20 protein-coding genes are annotated in these 19,755 nt (G+C 61.9%); 14 read left to right on the top strand and 6 right to left on the bottom strand.

The features are described from left to right. Nucleotides 1-3: 3 nt before the first annotated feature. The gene (locus tag V3C40_RS11650; RefSeq protein WP_070303270.1) at nucleotides 4-654 is read right to left on the bottom strand and encodes a hypothetical protein; all 651 of its coding nucleotides are present in this window, start codon (nucleotides 652-654) and stop codon (nucleotides 4-6) included. A gap of 164 nt (nucleotides 655-818) precedes the next feature. Between V3C40_RS11650 and V3C40_RS11645 the strand changes: the two genes are divergently transcribed. Next, on the top strand, nucleotides 819-1,145 hold the full coding sequence (locus V3C40_RS11645; protein ID WP_034759909.1) for a hypothetical protein: 327 nt from the start codon (nucleotides 819-821) through the stop codon (nucleotides 1,143-1,145). Between the two features lie 29 nt (nucleotides 1,146-1,174). Here the strand turns inward: V3C40_RS11645 and V3C40_RS11640 are convergent, their stop codons facing one another. After that, a complete protein-coding gene (locus tag V3C40_RS11640) occupies nucleotides 1,175-2,065 on the bottom strand; it encodes a LytR/AlgR family response regulator transcription factor (RefSeq protein WP_072454360.1) in 891 nt (296 codons plus the stop codon). After that, a complete protein-coding gene (locus tag V3C40_RS11635) occupies nucleotides 2,062-3,177 on the bottom strand; it encodes a sensor histidine kinase (protein ID WP_331777497.1) in 1,116 nt (371 codons plus the stop codon). The genes V3C40_RS11640 and V3C40_RS11635 overlap by 4 nt, the downstream gene beginning before the upstream one ends. Before the next feature lie 197 nt (nucleotides 3,178-3,374). On the opposite strand from V3C40_RS11635, the gene ugpQ reads away from it, so the two are divergent. Next, a complete protein-coding gene (ugpQ, locus tag V3C40_RS11630; protein WP_331777496.1) occupies nucleotides 3,375-4,118 on the top strand; it encodes a glycerophosphodiester phosphodiesterase in 744 nt (247 codons plus the stop codon). A gap of 103 nt (nucleotides 4,119-4,221) precedes the next feature. On the opposite strand, the gene V3C40_RS11625 is transcribed toward ugpQ, so the two are convergent. Further along, the gene (locus tag V3C40_RS11625; protein ID WP_331777495.1) at nucleotides 4,222-6,279 is read right to left on the bottom strand and encodes a TonB-dependent receptor domain-containing protein; all 2,058 of its coding nucleotides are present in this window, start codon (nucleotides 6,277-6,279) and stop codon (nucleotides 4,222-4,224) included. A gap of 157 nt (nucleotides 6,280-6,436) precedes the next feature. Here V3C40_RS11625 and V3C40_RS11620 point away from each other — a divergent pair, with 157 nt between their 5' ends. From V3C40_RS11620 to V3C40_RS11595, 6 genes are all read left to right on the top strand, one after another. Beyond that, the gene (locus V3C40_RS11620) at nucleotides 6,437-6,895 is read left to right on the top strand and encodes a Fur family transcriptional regulator (protein WP_331777494.1); all 459 of its coding nucleotides are present in this window, start codon (nucleotides 6,437-6,439) and stop codon (nucleotides 6,893-6,895) included. A 119-nt stretch (nucleotides 6,896-7,014) separates the two neighbouring features. Beyond that, the gene (alaS, locus tag V3C40_RS11615) at nucleotides 7,015-9,627 is read left to right on the top strand and encodes an alanine--tRNA ligase (protein ID WP_331777493.1); all 2,613 of its coding nucleotides are present in this window, start codon (nucleotides 7,015-7,017) and stop codon (nucleotides 9,625-9,627) included. Between the two features lie 207 nt (nucleotides 9,628-9,834). Further along, nucleotides 9,835-10,092, top strand: coding sequence for a sulfurtransferase TusA family protein (locus V3C40_RS11610; protein WP_225317265.1), 258 nt, complete (start codon nucleotides 9,835-9,837; stop codon nucleotides 10,090-10,092). Nucleotides 10,093-10,335: 243 nt separating this feature from the next. Beyond that, nucleotides 10,336-11,085 (top strand): electron transfer flavoprotein subunit beta/FixA family protein, encoded by a 750-nt coding sequence (locus V3C40_RS11605; protein WP_034759884.1) that lies wholly within the window; start codon nucleotides 10,336-10,338, stop codon nucleotides 11,083-11,085. Between the two features lie 81 nt (nucleotides 11,086-11,166). Beyond that, nucleotides 11,167-12,099: an electron transfer flavoprotein subunit alpha/FixB family protein gene (locus V3C40_RS11600; RefSeq protein WP_034759881.1), complete on the top strand. Its 933-nt coding sequence runs from the start codon at nucleotides 11,167-11,169 to the stop codon at nucleotides 12,097-12,099. Nucleotides 12,100-12,191: 92 nt separating this feature from the next. After that, complete coding sequence (locus V3C40_RS11595) at nucleotides 12,192-13,982, top strand: acyl-CoA dehydrogenase (protein WP_072454366.1); 1,791 nt, start codon at nucleotides 12,192-12,194, stop codon at nucleotides 13,980-13,982. A 136-nt stretch (nucleotides 13,983-14,118) separates the two neighbouring features. On the opposite strand, the gene V3C40_RS11590 is transcribed toward V3C40_RS11595, so the two are convergent. Together V3C40_RS11590 and V3C40_RS11585 are read right to left on the bottom strand one after the other, a co-directional pair. After that, nucleotides 14,119-14,742: a glycine zipper 2TM domain-containing protein gene (locus tag V3C40_RS11590; RefSeq protein WP_034759873.1), complete on the bottom strand. Its 624-nt coding sequence runs from the start codon at nucleotides 14,740-14,742 to the stop codon at nucleotides 14,119-14,121. 136 nt (nucleotides 14,743-14,878) lie between these two features. Then, complete coding sequence (locus V3C40_RS11585) at nucleotides 14,879-15,313, bottom strand: NINE protein (protein WP_034759870.1); 435 nt, start codon at nucleotides 15,311-15,313, stop codon at nucleotides 14,879-14,881. 278 nt (nucleotides 15,314-15,591) lie between these two features. Here V3C40_RS11585 and rpsP point away from each other — a divergent pair, with 278 nt between their 5' ends. The 6 genes from rpsP to V3C40_RS11555 all read left to right on the top strand — a co-directional run bounded on the left by rpsP (nucleotide 15,592) and on the right by V3C40_RS11555 (nucleotide 19,638). Next, nucleotides 15,592-15,843 (top strand): 30S ribosomal protein S16, encoded by a 252-nt coding sequence (gene rpsP, locus V3C40_RS11580; RefSeq protein ID WP_010395524.1) that lies wholly within the window; start codon nucleotides 15,592-15,594, stop codon nucleotides 15,841-15,843. 13 nt (nucleotides 15,844-15,856) lie between these two features. Then, entirely contained in the window at nucleotides 15,857-16,414 is a 558-nt protein-coding gene (rimM, locus tag V3C40_RS11575) for a ribosome maturation factor RimM (protein ID WP_034759867.1), read from the top strand. A 50-nt stretch (nucleotides 16,415-16,464) separates the two neighbouring features. Next, nucleotides 16,465-17,211, top strand: coding sequence for a tRNA (guanosine(37)-N1)-methyltransferase TrmD (gene trmD, locus V3C40_RS11570; RefSeq protein WP_034759865.1), 747 nt, complete (start codon nucleotides 16,465-16,467; stop codon nucleotides 17,209-17,211). A 131-nt stretch (nucleotides 17,212-17,342) separates the two neighbouring features. Next, the gene (rplS, locus tag V3C40_RS11565; protein WP_010395528.1) at nucleotides 17,343-17,726 is read left to right on the top strand and encodes a 50S ribosomal protein L19; all 384 of its coding nucleotides are present in this window, start codon (nucleotides 17,343-17,345) and stop codon (nucleotides 17,724-17,726) included. A gap of 195 nt (nucleotides 17,727-17,921) precedes the next feature. Next, nucleotides 17,922-18,581, top strand: coding sequence for a CoA pyrophosphatase (locus V3C40_RS11560; RefSeq protein ID WP_034759862.1), 660 nt, complete (start codon nucleotides 17,922-17,924; stop codon nucleotides 18,579-18,581). Nucleotides 18,582-18,678: 97 nt separating this feature from the next. Further along, complete coding sequence (locus V3C40_RS11555; protein ID WP_034759859.1) at nucleotides 18,679-19,638, top strand: CobD/CbiB family protein; 960 nt, start codon at nucleotides 18,679-18,681, stop codon at nucleotides 19,636-19,638. Nucleotides 19,639-19,755: the final 117 nt, after the last annotated feature.

Below are 19,755 nucleotides of genomic sequence, written 5' to 3'. Positions count from 1 at the left end.
CCGCTACTTGGGACACATGCCGATCATCGTTTCCCCACTCTTGCCGGCGCGCATGGTCACGCACAAGGTGCCCAGCGCGCTGGTGATCTTGTAGGTGCGGCTGCCTTTGGCCTCGTTCGCGCCGATTTCCTCGATCTTTGACGCCTCGTACCATTTCGGCGGCACGGCCGCGTAGGCTTCGGCAAAGCCCTGCTGCATGCGCTTGTAGCCCGTGTCGTCGAATTTCTCCCCACCCCGTTGCGGGAATTCTTTGCGTAAATCCTTGTCGATCTTGCCCACGTCGCGCTTGGCTTGCGCCAGGATATCGGCCGCGCTCGGTGGCGGGACGAGCATGATCGCTTCCGGCGTTACTGGCGTTGGCGGCTGCTCGATGGCGGGAGCGGGCAGGGGGCGGCTGACGGGAACTGGCATTGGCAGGCGCGGCACTATTGCTGCCGCTGGTTTTGGGCCGAACGGTGCGGGTACGGGCTTGGGCGGCGCCGGGGCGGTGTGGCGCAGCCAAGTGATGGCCGGGCCCTGCGGCAGGTTCTCGTCCGTGACGGCGTGGGGCCGCGACTGCAAGACGATATACGCGAAGCCCAGGTGCAGCAGGACGATCAGCAGCAGGCCGGGAGCGCGGCGGGGCAGGGGCGGCAACGAGATCATGGGCGGCATGGGGGTTCAGGTACGCCAATGTATCTGAAGGATTTGATCATTATCTAAAATGTCACAAGCGCTTACAAAAAAGTGCCGCATGGAAATTTCGACCTTGTCGCGGCCAGCGGGGAACCCTGTGCCGGCTTGACGATCCAACTCCCTACACTGTGGGAGGACACATCATGATGCAGGTAAAGGAAGTGGCACGGCGCTTTGGCGCCATCGAACACGCGATCGGCCAGGCGGCCCAGCTGTGCGGCCAGCAGCAGGGCATGCCGATGGACTTGAAGGATTGCATCAACCAGCTGGACCAGCAAAAGAGCGCCGTGCGGCAAGCCATCGACACGCAAGACGATGCGCGCATCCGGCAAGCAGTCGATCAGATGGAATCGCTGGGCGACCGCGCCAAGCGGGCGTGCGGCACGGCGACCAGCGTGACGCCGGAAATGAAGAGCGCCGTGCTCAAGGTGCACGATGAGTTGTCTGACTTGAAGCACCAGATGCACTAGGCATTGGCTCTTGCGCGTCTTGTCTTGTCTTACATCTGGCGGAACAGATGCGCATATAAAGGGCTGACGCGCAGTTGCGCGGGGTGCTGGCGCAGGGTCAGCGACAGCTTGCCGGCTTCGTCACGCACGGCCGTGGCGATGGCGCTGGCGTTGACGATGGTGCCCCGGTGGATTTGCCAGAATTGTTGCGGGTCCAGCTGGGGCAGCAGCTCCTTCAGGCTCGTGCGTATCAGCGCTTCGCTGTCCTGGCACACGACATTGATGTATTTGTCCAGCGCTTCAAAATAGACGATGTCGGCCAAGGCGATCATGCGCACGCTGTTGCCCACGGCCGCCCGTATCATCTGCAGGCGCGGCGCGGGTGGCAGCATGGCTTGCAGCTGGCTTAGCAGGCGGGCCATGTTGTCGTCGCTGGCGGTTCCGGCTGCCAGCGCTGCCGTGGCGGTCGTCGCTGGCGCTGAGGCTGCTGCTGTTGCTGTTACTGCAGCGTTGCCGCTGCCGTTGCCAACACCTTTGCCAACGCCGCTGTCGCGCAAGCGCTGCTGCAAGCGTTCCACCGTCTTGGCCAGGCGCGCATCGTTGACGGGTTTTAAGACGTAGTCGGCGGCCGCATGCTCGAAGGCGGCCAGCGCATATTCATCGTAGGCGGTGACGAACACGATGTTGGGGAACGCGATGCCGTCCGGCCATTGCTCTGCCAGTTCTTCGGCCGCTTCCAGGCCCGTCTTGCCTGGCATTTTGATGTCGAGAAACAGAATGTCGGGTTGCAGCGCCAGGCCTTGCCGCAAGGCTTCCACGCCGTTGGGGCAGGTGGCAACGATGTCGAGTTCCGGCCACAGCCGTTGCAAGGCGTGTGCGAGGGCGGCGGCGAGTATGGGTTCGTCTTCGGCGATCAGGGCGCGCGGGGTGGGGCTGGTCATGGCGTGGGGCTCGCGGTGGTGGAGTGAATCGGTAATTGAAGGCGGGCGATGACGCCTGCCGGCGTGTCGGCGTCCAGTGACAGGCTGGCGGCATCGCCATGCATGCCGTGCAGGCGCTCGCGGATATTCGCCACGCCCAGCTGCGTGCCCTTGGTCTGGCCCGGATGGTCGAGGCCCAGGCCGTCGTCGCTGACGGTGAGCAGCAGCACGCCGCCATCCGTGGACGCCTGCACGTGGATGTGGCCGCCTTCGATCTTTGGTTCCAGGCCATGCTGGATGGCGTTTTCCACCAGCGGCTGCAACAGCATGGGCGGCACCTTGATTTGGCGCAAGGCTGCGGGCAGGTCCAGCGTAAAGCGCAGGCGCGCGCCCATGCGTATCGACATCAGGCCCAGGTAGGCTTGCATCAGGGAAAACTCCTGTTCCAGGGTGGTGGACTCGGCGCGCGAGGAAGAGAGGGTGGCGCGCAAGTACTGGATCAGCTGGTCGAGCAGCAACTGGGCGCGGTCGGGGTCAAAGCTGATCAGGCCCTGCAGGTTGGCCAAGGTGTTGAACAGCATGTGCGGTTCGATCTGCGCCTGCAGCAATTGCAGTTGCGCCTGCATGGCCTGGCGCGCCACGGATTCGGCGCGGGCTTTTTCCTCGGCAGCCGCCATTTGCAGGCGGGCAATCTTTTCGCGGCTGGAGAAAAACAGCACGGCGCCGCCCGTGGCCAGCAGGGTGAATACGAGTGTGCCCATCATTTGCGTGGGCAGCAGGTTTTCGAAGCCGCCCACGTCCACACCCGTCAGCCAGCCGAACAGAAGCAAACCCAGCATTTGTGCCACGGGCACGGACAGCAGGATGATGAGCATGAAGGGCAGGAATCTGGGCCGCTGGCCTGCACCCCATAACGTCAAGCGCATGCCGTCGATCAGCAGGAAGGCGATCGTGCCGATGCACATCGAGGCGACCAGGTTTTGTCCAAAATGGCTGCCTGGATTGAGCATGAACGTAATGACCAGCGCGCAGATCACGTTCAGCACCACCGCGTAGCGCGCGTCGAGCAGCATGCGGTAGTAGGGGAAGCGGCGCCTGGCGGGGGCTTCGGCGAAAGGGACGTCGGATTTCATGGAAGTGTCTGCTGGTAGCGATGGGGCATTGTGTGCCAGCGCAGGCCAGCGCGCAACCGGGCTGCGACGAAACGGGGCTGGCGGGGCGCCAATCGCTGCGGCGGGCCGTCAAACGGCGGCCGCTTTACTTTTCAGCATTGGCACGCGATAGTATGGCAAGACTGTCTTGCCTCCATAGAATTGCTTAAAGGAATCCCATGTGGCCCTATCCACGCACCCTCGCGCACCGCGGCGGCGGCATCCTGGCGCCTGAAAACACCGTGGCCGCCCTGCGCTGCGGCCTGGCCTACGGCTACCGTGCCGTGGAATTCGACGTCATGCTGGCGTCCGACGGCGTGCCCGTCGTCGTGCACGACCCCGAGCTGGGTCGTACCGTGGCCGGCAGCGGCCATATCAGCGATTACACGGCCGCGCAGCTGGGGACGATGGAGGCGGGCGCCTGGTTTGGCGCCGAATTCGCGGGCGAAGGCGTGCCCACGTTCGAGGCCGTGGTGGCGTATTGCAAGGCCCAGCACATCTGGATGAATATCGAAATCAAGCCGGCGCCCGGTTTCGACGTCCAGACAGGGATGGTGGTGGCGCGCGCCACGCGTGGCTATTTTGCAGAGGAAATCGCCGCTGGCGAATTGCTGCCGCTGCTGTCGTCGTTCAGCATCGGCGCGCTGGAAGCGGCGCGCCAGGCAGCGCCCGAACTGGCGCGCGGCTGGCTGGTCGAACAGATACCTTCTGATTGGGCGAAAAAGGCGAAGGAACTGGATGTCGTGGCCATCCATTGCGACCACCAGCCACTGACGCCGGAACTGGCGCGAGAGGTCAAGGAGGCAGGATACGGGCTGTTCTGCTACACCGTCAACACACCCGAGCGGGCCAGCGAATTGCTGGCCTGGGGCGTTGATGGGTTTTGTACGGACAGGATCGATATTATTCCATCCATGGCGTAGGTCGGATTAGGCGCGCAGCGCCGTAATCCGACAACATTGTTGGCGCCGCTGGTGTTGTCGGCTTACGCGCTTGCGCGCTAAGCCGACCTACGTTTCAAACAGCTTAGAACGTTACACGCATGCCGACCGTTAAGTTACGCCCCATCAACGGTGCCGCATTCTTGATGAACGAGGTATGGCTGTACGCCAATTCATTCGTCAGGTTGTTCGCCTTGATGTAGAACTGGGCCGGCGTCGTGCCGATGCGCGTGTCGTAGTTGGCGGAGAGGTTCAGCATGTTGTAGCCCGGTGTTGCCGTTTCGAACGCGGCCACTTTATCCTGCTTGCCCACGCGGTAGAACTCGGCCACGCCGCTCCATGCTTGCCAGTTGGCGTCGAACTTCACGCCGAAACGCTGGGCCGGGATGCGCGGCAAGTTGCCCCCACCGTCGGCCAGCTTGGCCCGCACGTAGTCGCCGAACACGCTGGCGCCGAACATGGGGTTCAGCTGCTGGTGGATCTGGCCTTCCACGCCCGTAAACGTGGCATCGCGCTGGGCGTACTGGATCAGCTGGAAGCCTTCGTGATTGTCGAGGGTGGAGCCGAAGATGTAGTTATCGACCTTGTTGCGGTAGGCGCTGGCCGAGAACGTCGTGGCGCCCGCATATTTGCGCAAGGTCAAGTCGATATTGTTTGACGTTTCCTTGCCCAGGTTTTCATTGCCCAGCTCATATGTGGCCGTGGCCATGTGCACGCCGTGCGCATACAGTTCCTCGGCGCTGGGCAAACGGTGCGTGCGCGAAATGGTCGAGCCGAGCGAATACTGGGGCGCGAATTTCCACACGGCGCCCAAGGAGACCGACGTGCCCTTGGCGCTGCGGTCTTGCAAGGTGGCGCTGTCGACCGTGATGTCTTGCCATTCGTGGCGCAAGCCCGCTTCGAAGCGCCATTGGTCGAGTTTGTATTCCTCGACCAGGAAAGCTGCGTGCTTCTTCGTGACTGTCGGCGCCACGTACGCTTCTTCGCCCAGGGCGGAGAAATCGCGCTTCGACGTTTGCAGGCCGACCACGCCGCGCCAGCCGAAGACGGGATGGTGTTCCATTTCCAGGCGTGCGTCGTGGCCCTTGTTCTTGAAGGTGGTGGCGATTTCCGTGCCTTCGATTTCATCGTGCTTGTAATCGGTGAACGAAGCGCGCAGGCGCAGCTTGGCGAAGCCCGGTACGGGATCGCGCAATTCGCCGCGCACGTCCCAGCGTTCGCTCTTCAGTTTCACGTAGGGAACGGCACCATCTTCGTGGTCGTGATCATGTTCCTCTTCATCACCGTGATCGTGGCCTTCGTGGCCGCCGCAATGCAGGTGCGTGCCGTGCGGGTGGCAGCTTTCGAATTCGTGGTTGTGGCCGGGCAAGCCGTATTCCGCGTGCTGGCTGGTGAAGGCCAGGCCCAGGAAGCCGCGCTCGCCCACCCACGACACGCCCACGCTGCCCGTGTCCGTCTTGTTGTAGCTGCCGGCCACTTTCGAACCGCCTTCCCAGCCGCTGCCGACCTTGTATTCTTTCGCGTCGCGCTTGACGCCTTCCGCGTGGAAGGCGATGTTGCCGGAGCCGCCAGTCACTTCAAAGGCGCCCGCCTTTTCGCGCGCGGCGGAGTTGGCGCGCACTTCCGCACTGCCTTCGAAGCCTTTTGCGGGCACGCGTGTGGGGATTTTCTTGTCGATCACGTTGACGACTCCGCCGACGGCGCCGCCGCCGTAGGCCAGCGCGGACGGTCCGCGCAGGACTTCAATCTGTTCCGACAGCATCGGTTCGGCCGCGACGGCATGGTCGGGGCTGATGGTCGACGCATCCTGCACTTCGGCGCCATCGGACAGCACTTTCACGCGCGGGCCATCCATGCCGCGGATGATGGGGCGGCTGGCGCCGGCGCCGAAATGGCTGGATGTGATACCGGGCTGGCCGGCCAGGGTTTCGCCGAGGGTCGCTTCGCGCGCGCGCACCAGTTCCTCGCCTTCGAGTACGGTAACGGGCGTGCTCATGTCATCGCTGCCCAGGGCCAGCGCGCTGGCCGAGACGGTGACGGCGGGCAAGGTTGTCGCCTGCTGCGCCAGTGCGCTGGCGGGAGCGGCAAAGGCCAGCATGATGGCCAGCGCGAGGGGAGTGGGTTGGTGAGGACGGACGGACATGGGCAAGAGTTCCTTATTCGCTATCGGTATTGGCAGGGTTGGGGCAGCGCGTGACAGGTAAATGCCTGCCCTGAGTTGATAATGATAACCCATTATCATTACTGTGTGACAGTTTTTCCGGGCGGTAGATACAGGCGGATGGTGTATTCTGTCGGCTATGGAACGCACAACACGTCAAAAAACCGCAATTCAAGCCGCCATCGAGTCGGCCCAGCGCCCCTTGTCGGCGCAGGAAATCCTCGAACAGGCCAGCTTGCAAGTGACGCAGCTGGGCATCGCCACCGTTTACCGCAACCTGAAGTCCCTGGTGCTGGAAGAAAAGGTACACGTGGTGACCTTGCCCGGTGAAAACCCGCGCTACGAGTCGAACACGGCGGCCAATCACCACCACCACCATTTCCAGTGCACCACGTGCCAGCGCGTGTTCGACGTGCATGATTGCCCGGGCGACTTGAAACGCATGGCACCGCAAGGCTTTGTCGTCGAGCGCCACGAACTGACCCTGTACGGCCGCTGCGCCGACTGCAATGCCGCCGCGGGCGCCAAGGTATCTGTTGCTGCGGCCAAGGCCACGGCTGCACCGCACGCCTGCGCCAGCCACCACGACTCGGCCTGAGCGGGCAGGCCGTCGATGTTGGCACGGGCGCAACAATGCCCTGGCCAGCCGTCATTGCCGCACCCCATATCACGTATAATCTTCCCTTTAAAGCTGCCGCCACTCTTTGCCAAAAAAACATGAAATCAACTGAAATCCGCGACAAGTTCCTCAAATTTTTCGAGTCCAAGGGCCATTCCATCGTCCGTTCCAGCTCCCTGGTGCCAGGCAACGATCCGACCTTGCTGTTGACGAACAGCGGCATGGTGCAATTCAAGGATGTGTTTACAGGCACGGACAGCCGTCCCTACACGCGCGCCACCTCGGTGCAGCGCTGCGTGCGCGCCGGCGGCAAGCACAACGATCTGGAAAACGTCGGCTACACGGCGCGCCACCATACTTTCTTTGAAATGCTGGGCAACTTCAGCTTCGGCGACTATTTCAAGCGCGACGCGATTCAATACGCGTGGGAGCTGCTGACCAAAGTCTATGGCTTGCCGGCTGACAAGCTGACCGTCACCGTGTACATCGAAGATGACGAAGCCTACGATATCTGGGCGAAAGAAATCGGCGTGCCTGTCGAGCGCATCATCCGCATCGGCGACAACAAGGGTGCGCGTTACGCATCGGACAATTTCTGGCAGATGGCGGACACGGGCCCATGCGGTCCGTGCACGGAAATCTTCTACGACCACGGCGCCGACATTCCTGGCGGCCCGCCGGGCTCGCCTGATGAAGACGGCGACCGCTTCATTGAAATCTGGAACCTGGTGTTCATGCAGTTCAACCGCGACGAAGCGGGCGTCATGCACAAGCTGCCGAAGCCATGCGTCGACACGGGCATGGGCATGGAGCGCCTGGCAGCCGTGCTGCAACACGTGCATTCGAACTATGAAATCGACCTGTTCCAGCACCTGATCCGCGCCGCCGCGCGCGAAACGGGCGCCACGGACCTGGAAAACAAGTCGCTGCGCGTGATCGCCGACCACATCCGCGCCGCCGCCTTCATGATCGTCGACGGCATCATTCCAGGCAGCGAAGGCCGCGCGTATGTACTGCGCCGCATCATCCGCCGCGCCTTGCGCCATGGCCACAAGCTGGGCCAGACGAAACCGTTCTTCTACAAGCTGGTGGCCGATCTCGCCATCGAGATGGGCGGCGCCTATCCCGAGCTGGAAGAAGCGAAAGACAACGTCGCCAATATGCTCAAAGCCGAGGAAGAGCGTTTCGGCGAAACCCTGGAAACGGGCATGAAAGTGCTGGAAGCGCAGTTGGCCAAGGATGCCACGGGCATCGACGGCGCCACCGCTTTTACCTTGTACGAAACCTACGGCTTCCCGCCGGACTTGACGGCCGACATCTGCCGCGAACGCAATATCACGTTCGACCAGGCCGGCTACGACGCGGCCCTGAAGGAAAGCCAGGAACTGTCGCGCAAGGGCGGCAAGACGCACAAGGACAGCAAGGTCGAGTACACGGGCGAGAAAAATAAATTCGTCGGCTACGATCAATTGACGTTCAGCGGCAAGGTCGTCGCGCTGTACGCGGCCGGTACGCAGGTAGCTGAACTGAAAGCTGGCCAGGAAGGCATCGTCGTGCTCGACACGACGCCGTTCTACGCGGAATCGGGCGGCCAGGTGGGCGACCAGGGCGTGATCGCCTCGGGCGCCGGCAGCTTTGCCGTCAGCGATACCCTGAAAATCCAGGCGGACGTGTTCGGCCACCACGGCGTGCTCGAATCGGGCGTGCTGAAAGTGGGCGACGCCGTCTCGGCGCAAGTCGATACGGCCAAGCGCGCACGCACGATCCGCAACCACTCGGCCACGCACTTGATGCACAAGGCCTTGCGCGAAGTGCTGGGCGGCCACGTGGCGCAAAAGGGTTCGCTGGTCGACCCGGACAAGACCCGTTTCGACTTCAGCCACAATGCGCCGATGACGGCCGAGCAGATCGCCGCCGTGGAAACCATCGTCAATAAAGAGATCCTGGAAAACCGCGCCACGCAGGCGCACCTGATGTCGTTTGACGATGCCGTCAAGCATGGCGCGATGGCCCTGTTCGGCGAGAAATACGGCGATGAAGTGCGCGTGCTCGACATCGGCAGCTCGAAAGAGCTGTGCGGCGGCGTCCACGTGCAGCGCACGGGCGACATCGGCCTGTTCAAGATCATCGGCGAAAGCGGCGTTGCCGCCGGTATCCGCCGCGTGGAAGCCGTGACGGGCGAGGGCGCGCTGGCGCTGGTGCAAACCATCAACCGCCGCTTGGTCGAAGCGGCCAACGCCCTGAAGGCGCAGCCGGAAGAACTGACTGCCCGCATCGGCCAGGTGCAGGACCACGTGAAAGCGCTGGAGAAGGAACTGGCCGCGCTGAAATCGAAACTGGCCTCGGGCCAGGGCGATGAACTGGTCACGCAAGCCGTCGACGTCAACGGCATCAAGGTGCTGGCGGCCGTGCTGGACGGCGCCGACGTGGCCCGCTTGCGCGAAACCATGGACAAGCTGAAGGACAAGCTGAAAACGGCCGCCATCGTGCTGGCCAGCGTGGCCGACGGCAAGGTCAGCCTGATCGCCGGCGTGACGGCGGACGCGACTTCCAAGGTCAAAGCGGGCGAGCTGGTGAACTTCGTTGCACAGCAAGTGGGCGGAAAAGGCGGCGGACGCCCCGATATGGCGCAGGCTGGCGGTACCGATCCGAGCGGTCTGGCGAACGCCCTGGCTGGCGTGCCGGCCTGGGTCGGCGAGCGCGTGAAATAAAGCGTAAGCTAGCAGGCATGCGGGGTTTTCGCCCCACAGCCCCTTGAAAACGGCCCGCAGACGGTGTTTGCGGGCCGTTTTGCCGTGTGGAATCTCGTTGTGACACCACAACAGCCGATGAACTATTTTGGTGCAGCGCGTCAATGCCCCTGATTTAGAGTAGTATGTCGAAAATCAGTACAACAAAACAATGGTGGGATATTGATGATGAGCGACACACTACTTGATACCGAGATTATGGAATTTCACAAAGAACTCGACGCGCGGGGCTTGAATTGCCCGTTGCCGATTCTGAAGGCGAAAAAGGCTTTGTCAGAGCTGCAGAGTGGGGAAGTGCTGCGCATCATGGCAACCGATCCCGGTTCCGTGCGCGACTTCCAGGCTTTCGCCAAGCAAACGGGCAATGCCCTGCTGTCGCATGTGCAGACGGGTACCGAATTCGTCTTCCTGATGCAACGCAAATAATTCTGCCATCCGGGGCCGCCGTGGCGCGGCCTGGTTTTCCTTCCCGAGCCAGCCCTTTTGCTGCCCTGCAGCGTAGCGGCGGATACCCTTGAAATCCCCGAGGCTGGACAGTTTAGATGGATTGCTCTAACAAAAAATCGCACGATCGTGCTTAAATTCGGTTCAAGATTCAAATTTCTCTTATAATCGAACGCACAATCAGCACTTGATCCGTCATTTTTATAATTTCCCAAAGGCATAGCTATGAAAGTCTTGGTACCCGTCAAACGCGTGGTCGACTATAACGTCAAAGTCCGCGTCAAGAGTGACGGCACTGGCGTCGATACCGCCAACGTCAAAATGTCGATGAACCCTTTCGATGAGATCGCGCTGGAAGAAGCGATGCGCCTGAAAGAAGCTGGCAAGGTCACTGAAGTGGTCGCCATCTCCTGCGGCGTGACGCAGTGCCAGGAAACCCTGCGCACGGCCATGGCCATCGGCGCCGACCGCGGCATCCTGGTGGAAACGACGACCGAACTGGAACCGCTGGCCGTGGCCAAGCTGGTGAAATCCCTGGCCGAGAAAGAACAGCCGCAACTGATCATCCTGGGCAAGCAAGCGATCGATGACGACAGCAACCAGACCGGCCAGATGCTGGCAGCCCTGCTGGGTTGGCCGCAAGCCACGTTCGCCTCGAAAGTCGTGCTGGAAGACGGCAAAGTCACCGTCACCCGCGAAGTCGACGGCGGCCTGGAAACCCTGGCATTGACCTTGCCAGCGATCATCACCACCGACCTGCGTTTGAACGAGCCACGCTATGTGACCTTGCCGAACATCATGAAGGCAAAGAAAAAGCCGCTCGAGACCGTTAAGCCGGAAGACCTGGGCGTTGACGTTGCGCCACGCCTGAAGACCCTGAAAGTCGTCGAGCCAGCCAAGCGCTCGGCCGGCATCAAGGTCCCGGACGTCGCTACCTTGGTCGCCAAGCTGCGTACCGAAGCCAAGGTTATCTGAGCGGTTTGCCGCCAAAACATAAAATCTGGGGTCAGACCCGCCGGGTCTGACCCCGGCACTTGCTAACTATTAGGAATAATCATGGTCGCATTAGTTATTGCTGAACACGACAACGCTACCTTAAAGGGCAGCACCCACCACACCGTGACCGCGGCTGCCCAGTGCGGCGGCGACGTGCACGTACTGGTCGCAGGTTCGAACGCATCGGCCGCTGCCGCTGCCGCCGCGCAAATCGCCGGCGTGACGAAAGTCATCGTGGCCGACGCGCCGTACTTTGCCGACGGCCTGGCCGAAAACGTGGCCGAGCAAGTGCTGGCCATCGCCGGCAACTACAGCCACATCCTGGCGCCAGCCACCGCCTACGGCAAGAATATCCTGCCGCGCGTGGCCGCCAAGCTGGACGTGGCGCAAATCTCGGAAATCACCAAGGTCGATTCCCCTGACACCTTCGAGCGCCCGATCTACGCCGGTAACGCGATTGCTACCGTGCAATCTGGTGACAAGATCAAGGTCATCACCGTGCGCACGACCGGTTTCGACGCCGCTGCCGCCACCGGCGGTTCGGCTGCCACGGAAACCGTCGCCGCCGTTGCCGATGCCGGCAAATCGGCTTTCGTGGGCCGCGAACTGGCCAAGTCCGACCGTCCTGAACTGACCGCCGCGAAAATCATCGTGTCGGGCGGCCGTGGCATGGGTTCGGCCGAGAACTTCCATATCCTGGAGCCGCTGGCCGACAAGCTGGGCGCCGCCATGGGTGCTTCGCGTGCCGCCGTCGATGCCGGCTTTGTGCCGAATGACTGGCAAGTGGGGCAGACGGGCAAGATCGTCGCGCCATCGCTGTACATTGCCGTCGGTATCTCGGGCGCGATCCAGCATCTGGCCGGCATGAAAGACTCGAAAACCATCGTCGCCATCAACAAGGATCCGGAAGCGCCGATCTTTGCCGTGGCCGACTACGGCATCGTGGGCGATCTGTTCGAGATCGTGCCGCAACTGGTCAAAGAACTGGGTTAAGTCACACCCCTTCCGGTTTTGTTACTGACAAAGCCACGCCGGCCCGCCCCACACGGCGAGCCGCGCGTGGCTTTTTTCTTGGAGAAAAGAAGATGAGCTATCAAGCCCCGCTGAAAGACATGTTGTTCGTGATGAACGAACTGGCCGGCCTGGCCGAAATCCACACCTTGCCGGGCTGCGAAGACGCCACGCCCGATACGGCCGAAGCCGTGCTGGAAGAGAACGCCAAGTTCTGCGGCGGCGTGGTGGCCCCTTTGAACGGCCCCAGCGACAAGGAGCCGAGCTTCTGGCACGACGGGCAAGTGACGACCTCGAAAGGCTTCAAGGAAGCGTTCAAGGCCTATGGCGAAGCGGGCTGGCAGGGCGTGCAGCATCCGACGGAGTTCGGCGGCCAGGGCTTGCCCAAGCTCCTGGCCACGCCGTGCATCGAAATGCTCAACTCGGCCAGCATTTCGTTCGCCCTTGTTGCTCTGCTGTCGGACGGCGCCATCGAAGCGCTGCTGACGGCCGGCAGTGACGAACAGAAAGCTGTCTACCTGGAAAACCTGGTGTCCGGCAAGTGGACGGGCACCATGAATCTGACGGAGCCGCAGGCCGGCTCCGACCTGGCCGCCGTGCGCACGCGCGCGGTGCCGCAGGAAGACGGCACCTATAAAGTATTCGGCACGAAGATTTTCATCACGTACGGCGAACACGACATGGCGGAAAACATCGTCCACCTGGTGCTGGCCCGCACGCCGGACGCGCCCGCTGGCGTGAAAGGCATTTCGCTGTTCATCGTGCCGAAATTCCTCGTCAACGCGGACGGCAGCCTGGGCGCGCGCAACGACGCCCATTGCGTCTCGATCGAGCACAAGCTGGGCATCAAGGCCAGCCCGACGGCCGTGCTGCAGTTCGGCGACCACGGTGGCGCCATCGGCACCCTCGTGGGCGAGGAAAACCGCGGCCTCGAATACATGTTCATCATGATGAACGCGGCCCGCTTCGGCGTCGGCTTGCAAGGCATCGGCCTGGCCGAGCGCGCCTACCAGCAGGCCGTGGCGTTCGCCAAGGACCGCGTGCAGTCGCGCGACCTGGCCGGTTCGCCTGGTCCCGTGTCCATCATCCACCACCCGGACGTGCGCCGCATGCTGATGTCGATGCGCTCGCAAACGGAGGCGGCGCGCGCGCTGGCCTACGTGGGCGCGGCCATCAGCGACGTGGCGCACCACCATCCCGATGCGGACGTGCGCGCGGAAAGCCTGGCCACCTATGAATACCTGGTGCCTGTGATCAAGGGCTGGGCCACGGAAATGTCGCAGGACGTCACGCGCGATGGCGTGCAAGTGCATGGCGGCATGGGTTTCATCGAAGAAACGGGCGCCGCCCAGCATTACCGCGACGCCAAGATTCTCACCATCTACGAAGGCACGACGGCCATCCAGGCGAACGACCTCGTGGGCCGCAAGACGGTGCGCGACGGCGGCGCCGTGGCGAAAGCCATCATCGCCCAGGTGCGCGCCACGGAAGCCCAGTTGGGCGAGCTGACGGGTGCCGACTTCCAGGCCATGCAGCGCCACCTGGCCGAAGGCAGCGCGGCGCTGGAAGCCGTGGTCGAGTACGTGGTGGCGAACATGAAGACGGACATCAAGGCCGTGTTTGCGGGCAGCGTGCCGTATCTGAAGCTGGCCGGCATCGTGCTGGGCGGCTGGCAGATGGCGCGCGCGGCCGTGGTGGCGCAGCAAAAGCTGGGCGAGGGCAGCGGCGACGCGGCGTTCTACAAGGCAAAAATCGCCACGGCCCGCTTCTTTGCCGACCACATCCTGTCGCAAGCGCCAGGCTTGCGCGCCACCATCATCGACGGCAGTGCCGGCGTGATGGCGCTGTCGGAAGAGCAGTTTTAAGTTGCATCCTTGCCGGTGACTGCGGGCTGAAGGCAAAAAAGCGCTGGAGATCACTCTCCAGCGCTTTTTTTAACCCCAAAAGCAAATTCTGGGGTCGTACCCTCAGGGTACGACCCCGGCCTTTTTTGGGTTCAGCTTACCTTCTGGCGATGCCATTACCCGAATTGCGCACCAAGTCGCCAGCAGCCAGCCCTGGATCCTGATCAAACGCGAAGTCAGCCTTGGCGCCCGTCTCGTATTGCACGGTGACGGTCCATGTCTTGGCGTTCTTCATGTGGCCTTCGACTTGCTTGCCGGCATACGCGCCGCCAGCGGCGCCGGCCAGGGTGGCCAGGTCCTTGCCGCGTCCGCCGCCGACCTGGCGGCCCAGCAGGGCGCCGGCCACGCCGCCGCCAATCATGCCCAGCGCGCCGCCTTCACCGGCTTTTTCAGTGACGTTGACTGCCAGCACCTTGCCGCACTCGGCGCAGATCTGCTGGGCAGGCTTGCTGTTTTGGCCTGCATACGAGTTGCCGGCCTTTTGCGCGGCCTTGGCGTTGATGATGGCCTGGTCGTATTCGCCCTTGGCGTCGCGCAGGCATTGCATGCGGGCTTTCGAGCTGGTTTCTTCTGCGCACAGTTTCTTGTCGTCCGCATAGCGGGTGCTGGCCTGCTTCGTGTCGTAGGCGTATTGCGCCTTCGGCGACAGGTTTTGCGCGAAGGCGGAGGTGCTGAACAGGGCCGTGATGGCAACTGCGAGGATGAGTGGGCGACGAATCATGATCTTCTCCTTGGGGGTGTTAAATGAACCAGTAATGTCGGCATTGTGAATGCAGTATAGAGGAAAATCATGATTGCTTACCAACACTTACATGTGCGTGTGGCGCGCCTTGATGGCGGTGGTTGCTGCATGGAAATTAACCGTAGGCGCCGCCTGTGTACAGCAAGTCGAACAGGCGCGCCATGGTGGCGATCAGCACGCCCGCGCCTAGCATCAAGGTAGCGACCAGCACCACGGCCAGGGGCCAGCCCGTGTCGGACGCGCGGCCGGAGGCGGCGTTATAGCGCGCATCCCATTTGTCGTCCGGCATCAGGCCCAGCACCAGCGCTTCCAGGAAGCCGCCCAGCGCGGACAGGGTCAGCGGCAATATCTGGTAAAACCAGTCCGCCTCGGGAAACAGCTGGCGCAGCAGCAGAGAGGCGGGCAGGGCGGCCAGGTGCAGCCAGCCCCAGCGGTCTTTGGCGCCGTGCAGGTAGAAGCGGTGGGCGCCCAGGCATCCGAGCAAAAAGGCCAGCAGGCTGGTGAATGCCTTGTTCTTGTGCGACTGTTGCAAAATGGTAGCGGTGGTCATGGGACTCCAGAGTTGCTCATCGGTAAAGATTGTCAGTATCGGTCATTCCCTGCCGCAACGATAGCACTTTCGTGCCGTGTTCAGGCGATGCTGTCACCGCCTGGACGTGGCGCCGGCGGCACGATAGACGCACGCGCCTATTGCGTCTTCGGCCATGACTGGTCATAATGTTTGATTAGCCCAAATTACACGCCCGTCATCATAACGCTTGCTGCCTGGCGGTAAAGCGCGCTATAATTTGCGGCTTTTTCCGCCTCAGCACACTTTTTGGAAATATTATGGTCGTTATTCGTTTAGCTCGTGGAGGCGCCAAGAAGCGCCCGTTCTTCAACATCGTCGCTACTGATTCGCGCAATCGCCGCGATGGTCGCTTCATTGAGCGTATCGGTTTTTACAACCCGATGGCGCAAGGTGGCGAAGTTCCACTGCGTATCACCGCAGACCGTCTGGCCTACTGGCAAGGCGTTGGCGCACAATTGTCGCCAACCGTTGCTCGCCTGGTAGCTAGCAACAACAAAGCAGCAGCTTAATTAGATCACTGGTTTGACGGTCAAGACTGCATCCGGGGTGAAAGTCCCCGATGACCTGGTACAGGTAGGCTATGTCTCCGGTGCCTATGGCATTGCTGGCGGAGTCAGGATCACTCCTTTCTCCGACGACGCGGATGCATTATTAAGCGTCAAAACCTGGTGGTTTGATAAACCGACCTTGCATGATGTTCAAGTCAGGCAAGCGAAGTTACACGGCGGCGACGTCGTGGCCCAGCTGGTGGGTGTGGTCGGGCGGGATGCCGCAGAAGCGCTGAAAGGCGTCTCTGTGCAAATTCCGCGTAGCCATTTCCCGACGCTGACGGCCGATGAATTTTATTGGTCCGATCTGATCGGACTGACAGTCGAGAATTTGCAAGGCGAGTGCCTCGGCACAGTGCACGACATGATGAGCAATGGTCCGCAGTCGATCTTGCGCGTTACGCCCGTCGCTACTGCTGATGAGACCGTTGAAAAGGCGCCTGAGCGCCTGATCCCGTTTGTTGGCCAGTTTGTCATTAACGTTGACAAGGCCGCCAGCAAGATCACGGTCGACTGGGGCCTCGATTATTAAACCGCCTGCGCTTAACTTTGCGCCGGGCAAACTTTGCAGGATGGTGAACGATGCAATTTGATGTCGTGACCCTGTTCCCGGAAATGTTTGCCGCGCTGACGCAGTCGGGTGTGACCCGGCGCGCCTTCGAGCAGGGGAAATGTGGCTTGTCGCTGTGGAATCCCCGTGATTTCACGACCGACAATCACCGTACCGTGGATGACCGCCCGTATGGCGGCGGCCCCGGCATGGTGATGATGGCCCGTCCCCTTGAAGCGACAATCAATGCCGCGAAGCAGCGCCAGACCGCATTGGGACTGGCGGCGCCCCGCGTGGTGTTCATGTCGCCGCAAGGTCGTCCGTTGACGCACGAGCGCGTCACGCAGCTGAAAGCCGAACCTGGTTTGGTGATCCTGTGTGGCCGCTATGAAGCCGTGGACCAGCGTTTGCTGGACCGTTGCGTCGACGAGGAAATCAGCGTCGGCGACTTCGTCCTGTCGGGCGGTGAATTGCCTGCCATGGCGCTGATGGATGCGGTGATCCGTTTGTTGCCGGGTGTCTTGAACACCGAGGCATCGGCCATCGAGGACAGCTTCGTCAATGGCTTGCTTGATTCGCCGCACTACACGCGGCCGGAAACATATGAAGGCATGGCCGTGCCGCCCGTCTTGATGGGTGGCAATCATGCCGAGATCGTCAAGTGGCGCCGCCAGCGCATGCTGGAAGCGACCGCGACAAAGCGGCCTGACCTCTTGGTCAGTGCACGCGCCGCCGGCTTGCTCAGCAAGACCGACGAAAAATTCTTGGCCAGCCTGTAAGCCGTCTCCGGACGGCCGGCAGGGTGGCCAGTAGTGCCGGGCATGTTGCCCATATTGTGTTACCCATCCTCTACCGGGCGGATACTTGCTATCCACAGTGCGCCGGCATGATGGTTTTCGGAGTGTTAAAAATGGACTTGATTCAACAATTAGAGCAGGAAGAAATTGCTCGTCTGGGTAAAACCATTCCTGAATTCGCACCAGGCGATACCGTTATCGTCAGCGTCAACGTAGTCGAAGGTACGCGCAAGCGCGCCCAGGCTTACGAAGGCGTCGTTATCTCCCGTCGTAACCGTGGCCTGAACTCGAACTTCATCGTTCGCAAGATCTCGTCCGGCGAAGGCGTTGAGCGTACGTTCCAACTGTACTCGCCGCTGATCGCTTCGATCGAAGTGAAACGCCGTGGTGATGTTCGCCGCGCCAAGCTGTACTATCTGCGTGAGCGTTCGGGTAAATCGGCGCGTATCAAAGAAAAATTGCCAAATCGCCGCGTTGTGGCGAAAGCAAGCGCGTAATATCAGCGTCTGCGTTGGGAAAAGGGTGCCTCAGGGTGCCCTTTTTTTTATGGTGACACCTGGCCAAACCTGCTGCGCGTCGGTATGGGCAGCCTGCGATGCTCACCGTGCTAGAGCACGGTTGCGCGTCTCGGCTACCTCTTCCTTCCGCTCGCGACGGTTTTGCCAAGTGCTTTTAATCATGAGGGAGGGGCAATGGCCACCATCGCATTTGATCCCAAACAACTTGCCATCGATTCGATCGCCGGCGAGGCGGCGCTGGACGCCGTGCGCCTGACGCCGGACTGGCTGCGCCAGCGCCTGGCCGAACAGCCCGACTGGCAGCCCGAGATTACCCAAGATTTCCTTTCCGCCCGCGCCGTGCCCGTGCGCGCCGCCGTACTCATTCCCCTCGTGCAACGCCCGCAAGGCTTGACCATCTTGCTGACCATGCGCACGGACCACCTGAGCAGCCATGCAGGGCAGGTCAGCTTTCCCGGCGGGCGCAGCGAAGCGTTCGATGCGTCGCCCATCGCCACGGCCCTGCGCGAAACGGAAGAAGAAGTGGGCCTGGCGCGCGAGCACATCGAAGTGCTGGGCTGTTTGCCCGATTACCTGACGGGCACCGGCTACCAGGTCACGCCCGTGGTGGGCCTGGTGACGCCGCCGTTCGAGCTGCGCGCCGACCCGTCGGAAGTGGCGGAAATCTTCGAAGTGCCGCTGGCTTTCCTCATGGATGGCCTCAACCATCAGCGCCTGTCGGTGGAGTTGCCGGGCGGACGGCGCTCGTTCTACGCCATGCCGTACGAGCGCTTCTACATCTGGGGCGCCACCGCCGGCATGCTGCGCAATCTGTTTCACCTCTTGCGCGCGTAAAATGGCGTCCCGCACGTAATAAGTTTGATTCCAGCACTGCACTGCGCTATCGTAGCGGGCATTGCGGTATTGCTGAAAAAGACAAAAAGGACGTTTGATGACATTTCTCTCCATACTTTGCGCATTGCTGATCGAGCAGCTCAAACCTTTGCGCGCGGACAATCCGATCTACGCCGAAATCAAGAGCCTGGCAATGCGCATGGAGACCTGGTTCAATGCCGGCCACGCCAACCACGGCCGCATGGGCTGGTTCCTCATGATCGGCGTGCTGATGGTGCCCACGGCAGGCATTTACTGGCTCTTGCAGCATTATCAGCTGACCCTGCTGGCCTTTGCCTGGAACGTCCTCATCGTCTACCTGACCCTGGGCTTCCGTCACTACAGCCATTACTTTACGTCCATCCAGCTGGCCCTGAGCGCCGGCGACGAAGCGACCGCCCGCACTTTGCTGGCCGAGTGGACCAAGCTCGACACGGTGGGCATGGAAGCGAGTGAAATCGCCCGCATCGCCGTGGAAAAAGCCCTGGTCACCACGCACCGCAACGTGTTTGGCGTGTTCTTCTGGTTCCTCATGCCGCTGGGCCCTGCCTGCGCCGTGATGTACCGCGTGGCCGAATACCTGGCGCGCGCCTGGAACGAACCCGAGCACATGCGCAATGAAGCATTCGGCCAGTTCGCCGCGCGCGCCTTTTACTGGATCGACTGGATCCCCGTGCGCCTGACGGCCGTGGCGTTTGCCGTGGTCGGCAATTTCGAGGATGCGATCTACGCCTGGCGCAATTTCGCCCAGCGCTGGCAGGACGAGGCCATCGGCATCATCCTGACAGCCGGCGGCGGCGCCATGGGCGTACGCCTGGGCACGCCAGCGGAAACGGCGGCCCGCGTGCTCGTCACGCCGGACATGGCCGTCGATGACAGCGACAGCGAAAGCGATATCCTGCCTGGCGAAGAGCCGGGCGCGCGCGCCTTGCAGAGCACGGTCGGCCTCGTCTGGCGAGCCTTGCTGCTGTGGATGCTGCTGCTGTTGCTGATGTCGGGCGCCGTTTTCCTCGGCTGACGCGGGCGCACACGCGCCATCCATGCGCCTTGCGCGTGGAACAAGGTTAAAATAGGGGCTGGCGCGTGATGCGTGCCGGCCCCTGTTTGCATCGTCAGGGCAGATCGAGGTAGAACC

Origin of the sequence: Janthinobacterium sp. LS2A (assembly GCF_036543145.1) — a bacterium.
Classification (GTDB): Bacteria; Pseudomonadota; Gammaproteobacteria; order Burkholderiales; family Burkholderiaceae_D; genus Janthinobacterium; species Janthinobacterium aestuarii.
This window is presented reverse-complemented; position numbering and strand designations above follow the sequence as displayed.

Coding starts and splice junctions, on each gene's coding strand:
- rpsP (WP_010395524.1), top strand. CDS start 15,592: ATGGTCGTTATTCGTTTAGCTCGTGGAGGCGCCAAGAAGCGCCCGTTC.
- V3C40_RS11610 (WP_225317265.1), top strand. CDS start 9,835: ATGAGCGACACACTACTTGATACCGAGATTATGGAATTTCACAAAGAA.
- trmD (WP_034759865.1), top strand. CDS start 16,465: ATGCAATTTGATGTCGTGACCCTGTTCCCGGAAATGTTTGCCGCGCTG.
- V3C40_RS11605 (WP_034759884.1), top strand. CDS start 10,336: ATGAAAGTCTTGGTACCCGTCAAACGCGTGGTCGACTATAACGTCAAA.
- ugpQ (WP_331777496.1), top strand. CDS start 3,375: ATGTGGCCCTATCCACGCACCCTCGCGCACCGCGGCGGCGGCATCCTG.
- V3C40_RS11625 (WP_331777495.1), bottom strand. CDS start 6,279: ATGTCCGTCCGTCCTCACCAACCCACTCCCCTCGCGCTGGCCATCATG.
- V3C40_RS11590 (WP_034759873.1), bottom strand. CDS start 14,742: ATGATTCGTCGCCCACTCATCCTCGCAGTTGCCATCACGGCCCTGTTC.
- V3C40_RS11585 (WP_034759870.1), bottom strand. CDS start 15,313: ATGACCACCGCTACCATTTTGCAACAGTCGCACAAGAACAAGGCATTC.
- V3C40_RS11620 (WP_331777494.1), top strand. CDS start 6,437: ATGGAACGCACAACACGTCAAAAAACCGCAATTCAAGCCGCCATCGAG.
- V3C40_RS11635 (WP_331777497.1), bottom strand. CDS start 3,177: ATGAAATCCGACGTCCCTTTCGCCGAAGCCCCCGCCAGGCGCCGCTTC.
- V3C40_RS11595 (WP_072454366.1), top strand. CDS start 12,192: ATGAGCTATCAAGCCCCGCTGAAAGACATGTTGTTCGTGATGAACGAA.
- V3C40_RS11560 (WP_034759862.1), top strand. CDS start 17,922: ATGGCCACCATCGCATTTGATCCCAAACAACTTGCCATCGATTCGATC.
- V3C40_RS11555 (WP_034759859.1), top strand. CDS start 18,679: ATGACATTTCTCTCCATACTTTGCGCATTGCTGATCGAGCAGCTCAAA.
- rplS (WP_010395528.1), top strand. CDS start 17,343: ATGGACTTGATTCAACAATTAGAGCAGGAAGAAATTGCTCGTCTGGGT.
- alaS (WP_331777493.1), top strand. CDS start 7,015: ATGAAATCAACTGAAATCCGCGACAAGTTCCTCAAATTTTTCGAGTCC.
- V3C40_RS11640 (WP_072454360.1), bottom strand. CDS start 2,065: ATGACCAGCCCCACCCCGCGCGCCCTGATCGCCGAAGACGAACCCATA.
- V3C40_RS11645 (WP_034759909.1), top strand. CDS start 819: ATGATGCAGGTAAAGGAAGTGGCACGGCGCTTTGGCGCCATCGAACAC.
- V3C40_RS11650 (WP_070303270.1), bottom strand. CDS start 654: ATGCCGCCCATGATCTCGTTGCCGCCCCTGCCCCGCCGCGCTCCCGGC.
- V3C40_RS11600 (WP_034759881.1), top strand. CDS start 11,167: ATGGTCGCATTAGTTATTGCTGAACACGACAACGCTACCTTAAAGGGC.